This is a genomic window from Chondromyces apiculatus DSM 436, from assembly GCF_000601485.1.
GTDB lineage: Bacteria > Myxococcota_A > Polyangia > Polyangiales > Polyangiaceae > Chondromyces > Chondromyces apiculatus.
Genome location: NZ_ASRX01000145.1, coordinates 1 through 7,548 on the forward strand (window position 1 = coordinate 1; position 7,548 = coordinate 7,548).

The window sequence follows — 7,548 nt, forward strand, 5'->3', positions numbered from 1 at the left end:
TAGGGTGCGGGGATGAAGATGGGCGGCGTGGCCAGGGTGCTGGGGGTGGCTTGGGGGGTGGGGGCGGTGGGGTGTGGGGCGCCGCCGCAAGGGCCGGTGCAGGAGCCGGTGGTGGCGGTGGTGCCGCAGGTGAAGCCGGTGGAAGTGGTGGGGGCGGCGCCGGTGTGGCGGGTCGAGACGCTGATGGATGTGGTGCCGGAGAGCGCGGTGCTGGTGGCGCATGTGCCACGGCCGGAGACGATGCTCCAGAGCCTGGATGCGCTGATGGAAGGGGCGCTGCCAGGGATGCTGGGGGCAGAGATCGCGAGGAAGACGGGGATCGGGGCGGGGGCCGCGGGGGAGCTGGTGAATGGGTTCGAGCGGGGGGTGCTGTTCGTGGGGGCGAGAGGGCGGGATCCGGTGGAGCGGGATCCGGCGATCTGTGCAGGGGTGATGGTGAAGGACGGGGGGGTGGTGGAGCAGGTGCTCGCGCAACCGGCCGTGCGGAAGATGGCGGGAGAGAAGTTCGTGCTCGAGCAGGGGGCGGAGGGGGAACTCACGTACGGGGCGTGGATCCGGGAGGCGCGGGTGGCGGTGCTCTGCAATGAGCCGAAGCTGCTGATGGCGGCGCTCGGGGTGGCAGAGGGGAAGGCGTCGTCGTTCAAGAAGTCGCCGCTGTTCAAGAGCGACAGGGCGCAAGGGACGTGGCTCGCGGTCGATCTGCAAGGGATCACGGCGGGGAAGGAAGGGCTGGAGGCGGGGTCGCAGGTGTTCGTGGCGTTCCCGGGGGTGGCGGGGGCGCCCGATCTGGAGGTGAGGTTCACGGGGTACGGCGCGAGCTTTCCGGCGCTGGGGACGGTGCTCGCGGCGACGAACCAGGGGGCGATGGAGCGGCTGCCGAAGGGCGCGGCAGGTGCGCTCGGAGTGTCGCTGCAGCGGGCGCCAGGGAAGACGCTGCGGGACGTGATCGACGTGGTGGCGCGGGCGGTCGGGGGGCCAGGGAGCGCGCTGGTGGAGGGGTTGCTCGCAGGGTCAGGGGTCGACCTGGAGACGCTGGATCGGGCGCTGGGCGGGGAGGTGGCGGTGGGGATGTACCGCGATCCGACGTCCCCGAAGGAGGCGAAGGGGCAGAAGGCCGGGGCGCCGTCGGGCAGCGGGCTGCCGGAGGGGATGACGGTGCTGGCGACGATCGCGATGGCGGACGAGGCGGCGCAGAAGAAGGTGTTCACGGCGCTGGTCGCGCTGTCGAAGAAAGAGCCGAAGCAGTTCAAGGCGGTGGGGAACGTGATCACGGAGGATCTCGGGGACGGGCGGGAGATCCGGGTGGAGTCGCGCAAGGGAATGGTGCTGATCGGGGCGGGGGCGCGGAAGCACGTGACGGAGCTGGCGGGGAAGATCGGCAAGGAGACGCTGGGGGCGAGCAAGGAGTTCGCCGACTGGCGGGGGAAGGTGGCCGCGACCGGGAACGTGCTGGCGTACGGCGACGGGATGGCGGTGGTGGAGATGCTGTCCGCAGGCGGAGGGAATCTGCCGGCGAACCTGGGGCGGGACGCGCTCACGACCCTGCTGGCGCTGTCGCTTGCGCCGAACAGCCGGGGGACGGAGCTGTCGCTCGATGGGTACGGGGGGGCGAGCGTGCTCGGGATCGCGGCGTCGCTCGGGATCTACGGGACGAGGAGATACCTGGCGAAGGCCAAAACCTCGGAGGCGAGGAACACGGTGGGGGCCATCGCGCGCTCGGCGGCGGCGGCCTACGAGCGTGAAGGGTTGCCCGCTGCAGGGCAGCCGCAAGGGGTTCCCGTGCACAGGCTCTGTCGGTCGGCAACGCAAGTGCCCGCCGTGGTGCCGAAGGGTGGGAAGTACATGCCGGCGACAGGCAGCGGGCAGGACTTCGATCAGGGCAGCGATGACGAGGGGTGGCGCTGCCTGCGGTTCTCGATGAGCCAGCCGTTCTACTACCAGTACGACTACCGCGTGGGCGGCGGGTACAAGGGGCCCGCGCGGGGTGGGCCCGATCCGGGCAAGGACGGGTTCGAGGTCTCCGCCGAGGGCGATCTCGACGGCGACGGGAAGACGAGCCTGTTCACGCGCACCGGGAAGGTGGTGAAGGGACAGATCGTGCTCTCGCCGGAGCTCTTCGTGTCCGACGAGATGGAGTAGCCGGGCGTCGCAGAGAGGGGTCAGCGCGAGGGCTGCAGGGGACGAAGCAGGCGGCGCTTGCGGTGGAGGAGGCGCTCGTAGCGGGTGGCGAGCCAGGCGAGGAAGGGCTCGTCCCACGGGGGACCGTCGGGCCAGGTGGCGGTGACCTCGTCGGCGATGGTGAGGTCGCCGTGCGCGTAGAGGTCCATCAAGGTCTCGTGGGCGGCGTGGGCGGCGCGGACGGTGGCCGCAGGGGCACCCTCGGGGGCGAGGGCCTCGTCGCAGACGTAGTAGTTGCAGGTGGCGGAGCGGCGCTCGGGGGCGATGGTGCAGCCGCGGGGGCCGAGGTAGACGCAGCGGCCAGGGAAGGGGCGGCCCTCGACGTCGGCAGGCGGGACGCGGAGGATGGCGAGGCCACGCGGAGAGGGGCGAAGGCGCCCTTCGGCGATCTCGTGGAGGAGCCAGGCGGCGCCGCCGAGCGAGGCGATGCGGCCGATGTCGGCCCAGGCGACGGCCGGGGGCGCAGCGCAACAGCCGGCAGGGCCGTGAGGGCAGGCGAGGCAGAGGACCGCGTGGATGCGGGTGTGGGGGCCCGCAAGCTCCAGGCGGATCAGGGGCGTGGCAGGAGCGGAGGAGATGGGTCCGTGTAGCACGTCGCGGGGCGTGCGTTCCGGGGGCGCAGGGCGCGACGCGGTCAGCATGGCTCAGGCCCGGAGCGGCGCGTCATGGACGGTGTCGTGGGTGCTCCAGGCGAGGCGGGCGCTGCGGGCTATCCGGCCCGCGGTCGGAGTGCTAGCGCGTGCGCCATGAGCGTCGTGAAGTTCAAGCCCAAGAAGGTTGGCGTGCTGTTCTCCGGAGGTCCCGCGCCCGCGGCCAATGCGGTGATCTCGGCGGCGGCGTCGTCGTTCAGGCGGTCGGGCAGCGAGATGCTGGGGTTCCTGCACGGGTACTCGGGACTTCAGGAGTTCGACGCGACGTCACGGCCGCTGGTGGCCGGGCAGGACTACCACCCGTTCACGGACCAGGATCTGCAAGGGCTGCGCACCGAGCGGGGGATCTTCATCGGGACGTCGCGCGCGAACCCGGGCAAGAAGATCCGGGGGCCGAAGGATCTCGACGACGCGGAGCGGACGGCGCCGCTGCGGCGGGTGTACGACGGGCTGGTGTCGCTGGGGGTGGAGGCGCTGGTGTCGATCGGGGGCGACGACACGCTGAAGACGGCGAACTTCCTCTACGAGTTCCAGAAGCGGCTGCCGGAAGGGACGCCGCGGGTGCGCGTGGTGCACGTGCCGAAGACGATCGACAACGACTACCGGGGGATCGACTTCACCTTCGGGTTCTTCACGGCGGTGGACGTGATGGCGCAGGAACTCTTGAACCTGCGCGCGGACGCGAAGGCGACCAGGGGCTACTTCGTGGTCGAGACGATGGGTCGCAAGGCGGGCTGGCTGGCGTACGGGGTGGCCGTGGCCGGCGAGGCGCACATGGTGGTGGGCGTGGAGGACGTGGCCGACGCGCTCGCCGTGCAGGAGGACGTGAAGGACGAGGCGACCGGGAAGGTGACGCAGGAGAACCGGCTGAACCTCGACGCGCTGGCAGAGCGGATCGTGGACCTGATCGTGGCCCGCGAGGAGCGCGGGAAGCACTACGGGACGATCGTGCTCGCAGAAGGGCTGGCCGAGCTGCTGCCCGAGTCGTTCCTGCGGGGCGTGGCGCGCGACGAGCACGGGCACGTGAGCCTCGGGAAGATCGACATCGGCAAGCTCATCGCGAAGATCGCCGGAGAGCGCTACGAGGCGCGGACGGGGAAGAGCAAGAAGCTCACCGGGGTGCAGCTCGGCTACGAGTCGCGCTGCAGCGCGCCGCACGCGTTCGACGTGATGCTGGGCTGCCAGCTCGGGGTGGGCGCCTACCGGGCCATCGCCGAGGAGGCTCTCGACGGGCACATGGTGAGCACGGCAGGGCAGCTCGATCTGCGGTACGTGCCCTTCGCGGAGCTGGTGAACCCGGAGACGCTGAAGACGGAGGTGCGCTTCATCGAGCGTGGCAGCGACTTCCACCGGCTGGCGCGGGATCTGGAGACGCGGCTGCCGCAGAAGTGAGCGGGAGCGGGGAGGGAGAAGCGCGGACCGGAGAGGCGCGGGCGGCAGCGAAAGCAGGTGCGGGCTACAGGCTTCGAACGCGCGCCCGGACCTTGCTCGTGAAGCGCGCCAGCTCGGGAAGCTCGCGAAGCTCTGCGGGCTTCTTCAGCCGGGGCAGGAGCGGTTTGACCAGCTCCTCGTATACGGGGATCGATTTCGCGCGCTTGCCGGATGAGCCGAGCGCCGGGAGGTACTGCTCGGGGTTCGGGATGGCCTCGACGTGTTTCCGTCGGCTATTCGCGGCGAGGAGCCAGCTCTCGGTGCGCTCGCGCGGGATGACGATCACCGCGCTCTCCGGAACACCGGCGACCATCCAGCCCTTCACGTGCCGGCATAGTGGTTCGAGATCGTCATCCTCCGGCTCTGGGAGCAAGCGAGGCTCGATCTCGGGATCGATGCGGATGTCGGCGTCGATGTGAACGACGATGAGGTCGAGGGGAGAGGCCAGGATCTCGGGGGCTTCGTTGAGGAACTTGCGGACGCCTTGCCAACCAGGACCCGTGCGCGGCTGGAGACGATCGTGATCGGGCTGGAGCAGGGCGAAGGTGACGTCCCGGGGAGCGAGGAGGGTGCTCAGGACCGGACGGAGGACAGCGGCATCTGTCGTCCCCTCGCAGATGATGCCGATGCGCAGCGGCGTCATCCGAGGTTCGGCACCGCGCCGAGCAAGCCCCGGGTCCACATCTGGGAGAGGGTGGCTCCATCGGCTTGCACCTTCGCGAGGGCCTCGGTGTAGGCCACGCGATGGACCGCGGTATGGCCGGCAGTGGTGCGATCCACGGTGAAAAGGCGGATGCCGTCGTCGGCGAGGTCGAGGCCGTCGAGGACGAGGGGGTTGTGGGTGGTGAGGAGGATCTGCTTGCGGTTCTTAGCCGAGCGGCTGCGCTCTCCCAGCAGGCGTACCAGCGCCCGCGCGAGGCGTGGATGAAGGGCATGGTCGATGTTCTCGACGGCGAAGAAGCGAGGCGTGCGCGGGTGAAGCAGGAGGGTCAGGGCAAAGAGCACGTAGAGCGTGCCCTCGCTCGCGTCGTACGCAGAGAGGCGGTTCCGATCGGCTCGCAGGTGGCGGTCAGTGAACCGAAGGATCTCGGTGGCGGCCGGGATGGAGGGCGAGAGCAGGTCGGCAGTGGGGGCAGAGACGTCGACGTCACTGGCCCACTCGATGAGCGCGAAGACTTCGTCGAGAGGCAGGGTGCCGAGCTTCCGCTCGGCGGGGCGGAGGAGCTGGCCCACAGCCTCGGCGAGCCTGCCACCCTGGAGGCCCAGCGGCGCAAGGGGCAAGGTGTCGGCCATGGTCCCCCGCAGGACAGCCGTCTGCGGGTCGTAGATGACGAACTCACGGAGCCCGTCCAGCATGCGGTTCACCGCGCCCGAAGCGACCTCCATGGCCTGAACCACAGGCGCGATGCCCCGGTACGCATCCGCGGGCTTCAGGGGCTCCTTCTTGCCGTCCCTCCAGACGTTGCCGCCGCGAGGGGAACGGGAAACGAGCTTCTTGTCGCCAAGGTGCAGGGTCTCGGTGGAGAAGCGCCACGGGGTGGCCGCAGAGTCCTGGGGATTGTCGAGGGTCACGTCATAGCCCGCCCCATCCGGGGAGGTGGCGCTCAGCTTGATGACCCGCGGGAGGCGCTCGGCGAAGGCACTCTTGAAGAGCTTGGGGACACCCGGGCGCACGCCACGGCGCAGCAACTCGGCATCATCCACCCGTCCAGAAGCGGCAGCGCCGAGCACGCCCATGGCTTCGAGCAGGGCCGTCTTACCGGAGCCATTGGCGCCGATGAGCACGTTGAGGCGCCCGAGGTCGATGGTCTGGGACCGGAGCGACTTGAAGCCGTCGATGGTGACGGTCTTCAGGCGGTCAAGATCGCTGACGCGACGGGGAGCCACGCGCCGCATGGGACGCCGACAGAACAGTTCCGTCAAGGCGGAGGAGAGGTGTCAGGGGTCGTCGAGGTAGAACGAGATCACAGTGTTGGTCGGGTTCAGCTCAGGAGCATTGCTCGGCGGGAACCGCAGACCGCGGCACAGGACGGTCACCTTGAGGTCAGGGGAATGGCCGATGCCCTCGAACGTGATGGGTATCCGGCCATCCGGGAAGCGCACAGAGATGTCGAGTCCTCTGCCCCCAATCATGTCGGATGCGGTGACCGGGAGCCGCGTGCTCATGCCGCTGGTCGGAGTAGCTCCCGGGAGATCGGCCGCCTGTGCCAGTGGTGTGCACTGGAGCGGTGAATCTCCTCGACGTGCGACACATACCTCACTGCCCAAGGGAGGCCTCTCTCCATCCACGGTGACGTCGGCGAGGCGGAGGAGGAACGGGCGCTTGGGTTCGAGCGGCATGTTGCATGATCCCGGCACGCAGGAGCGGCCGGATGCGCAAGGACCACACTGAGCACTGCCTCTGGAGCATCCCTGGCCCACCGCATTCTGAGTGCTGACGGCGCAGAGAACGCCGCCACAGCAGTTCGGACCACAAGCCGCCGTTGCCTGTGGCGGGCCAGCTCCCTGCAGTATGGCGGGTAGCGGTTGGGGCTTGGGGGCTGCCGTCGGCACAGACTCCAGCTTGGGTTGTTGCGGCTCATGCGACTGCACCCACAGGTGCACAAGGACGGGAACCACGGCGCTCACGGAGATCACGCCAACCACACTGCCGAGCACCGTGACGCGCCTGCTATTCCGGGACCCTTGTATCGCCGTCTTGTCCTGCATGCGGGGTCGCGGCGCCGCCCCCCGCGACACTGTGACCGTAGGTTCAAGACTGGGTATAGAAGGCCGCGCGGTGGTATCCGCATTTCCTGAGTACCGTGGCGTTTTGGTGGGGCGCCGTCTCGATCATGCTGCCGATGACAGCGCGTCGGTCCTCCCCTGCACTCAGCTTCTCTCGGGACCAGATGCGGATCCTCTTCTCGCGCTCCAGAGGGCGGAGGTGCTTCTCCAACACCTTCCGGTGGTTCTCGTCCGCCGGGACATTGGAGATGAAGACATCGATGGGCGCGTTCATGGTTCCCCTACGGCAGGATACAGGCGTCTCAGCCGTGTGGTGAACTCCCCACGTTGGCCGCAGGGTGCGGCTGGCCCGGCAGCCTGACAGCCAGTACGGCTTCCTCCCGACCGCCACCCCTGGCCGCCGGCTGCTGCACCGGATACAGATCTGGGATGGCAGAGTCGTCGTCCAGTGAGCGCTTCCAGGCCTCCTTCGCGCGGTGGGCGCGGCGGGTGCGGTGGCGGTTGTCGCTGGGGATGGTGCTCTCGGGGGCGGCGGCGGGGCTCGCGGTGGGGGCGGGTGGGG

7 protein-coding genes are annotated in these 7,548 nt (G+C 69.5%); 2 read left to right on the forward strand and 5 right to left on the reverse strand.

Translation table 11 applies throughout. The features are described 5' to 3' along the window. The first annotated feature begins 12 nt into the window (after positions 1-12). Complete coding sequence (locus CAP_RS54750) at positions 13-2,139, forward strand: hypothetical protein (protein WP_052376936.1); 2,127 nt, start codon at positions 13-15, stop codon at positions 2,137-2,139. 20 nt (positions 2,140-2,159) lie between these two features. Here CAP_RS54750 and CAP_RS51735 read toward each other — a convergent pair whose 3' ends face one another. Beyond that, a complete protein-coding gene (locus CAP_RS51735; protein WP_231512032.1) occupies positions 2,160-2,819 on the reverse strand; it encodes a hypothetical protein in 660 nt (219 codons plus the stop codon). A 105-nt stretch (positions 2,820-2,924) separates the two neighbouring features. Here CAP_RS51735 and CAP_RS42960 point away from each other — a divergent pair, with 105 nt between their 5' ends. Beyond that, entirely contained in the window at positions 2,925-4,220 is a 1,296-nt protein-coding gene (locus CAP_RS42960) for a 6-phosphofructokinase (protein WP_044252511.1), read from the forward strand. Positions 4,221-4,284: 64 nt separating this feature from the next. Here the strand turns inward: CAP_RS42960 and CAP_RS42965 are convergent, their stop codons facing one another. The 4 genes from CAP_RS42965 to CAP_RS42980 form a co-directional block, all read right to left on the reverse strand. After that, positions 4,285-4,902, reverse strand: coding sequence for a hypothetical protein (locus CAP_RS42965; RefSeq protein WP_044252513.1), 618 nt, complete (start codon positions 4,900-4,902; stop codon positions 4,285-4,287). Next, positions 4,899-6,146 carry an AAA family ATPase gene (locus CAP_RS42970; protein ID WP_197041596.1) on the reverse strand — a complete coding sequence of 416 codons (1,248 nt, stop codon included), beginning with the start codon at positions 6,144-6,146 and terminating at the stop codon, positions 4,899-4,901. Before CAP_RS42970 ends, CAP_RS42965 begins: the two co-directional genes overlap by 4 nt. A gap of 51 nt (positions 6,147-6,197) precedes the next feature. Further along, positions 6,198-6,425, reverse strand: coding sequence for a hypothetical protein (locus tag CAP_RS42975; protein ID WP_044252517.1), 228 nt, complete (start codon positions 6,423-6,425; stop codon positions 6,198-6,200). A 586-nt stretch (positions 6,426-7,011) separates the two neighbouring features. Beyond that, positions 7,012-7,260, reverse strand: coding sequence for a hypothetical protein (locus CAP_RS42980; protein ID WP_044252519.1), 249 nt, complete (start codon positions 7,258-7,260; stop codon positions 7,012-7,014). Positions 7,261-7,548: the final 288 nt, after the last annotated feature.

Bases quoted from the DNA above. Each gene is read 5' to 3' on its own strand.
- CAP_RS54750 (WP_052376936.1), top strand. From the start codon at position 13: ATGAAGATGGGCGGCGTGGCCAGGGTGCTGGGGGTGGCTTGGGGGGTG.
- CAP_RS51735 (WP_231512032.1), bottom strand. From the start codon at position 2,819: ATGCTGACCGCGTCGCGCCCTGCGCCCCCGGAACGCACGCCCCGCGAC.
- CAP_RS42960 (WP_044252511.1), top strand. From the start codon at position 2,925: ATGAGCGTCGTGAAGTTCAAGCCCAAGAAGGTTGGCGTGCTGTTCTCC.
- CAP_RS42965 (WP_044252513.1), bottom strand. From the start codon at position 4,902: ATGACGCCGCTGCGCATCGGCATCATCTGCGAGGGGACGACAGATGCC.
- CAP_RS42975 (WP_044252517.1), bottom strand. From the start codon at position 6,425: ATGAGCACGCGGCTCCCGGTCACCGCATCCGACATGATTGGGGGCAGA.
- CAP_RS42980 (WP_044252519.1), bottom strand. From the start codon at position 7,260: ATGAACGCGCCCATCGATGTCTTCATCTCCAATGTCCCGGCGGACGAG.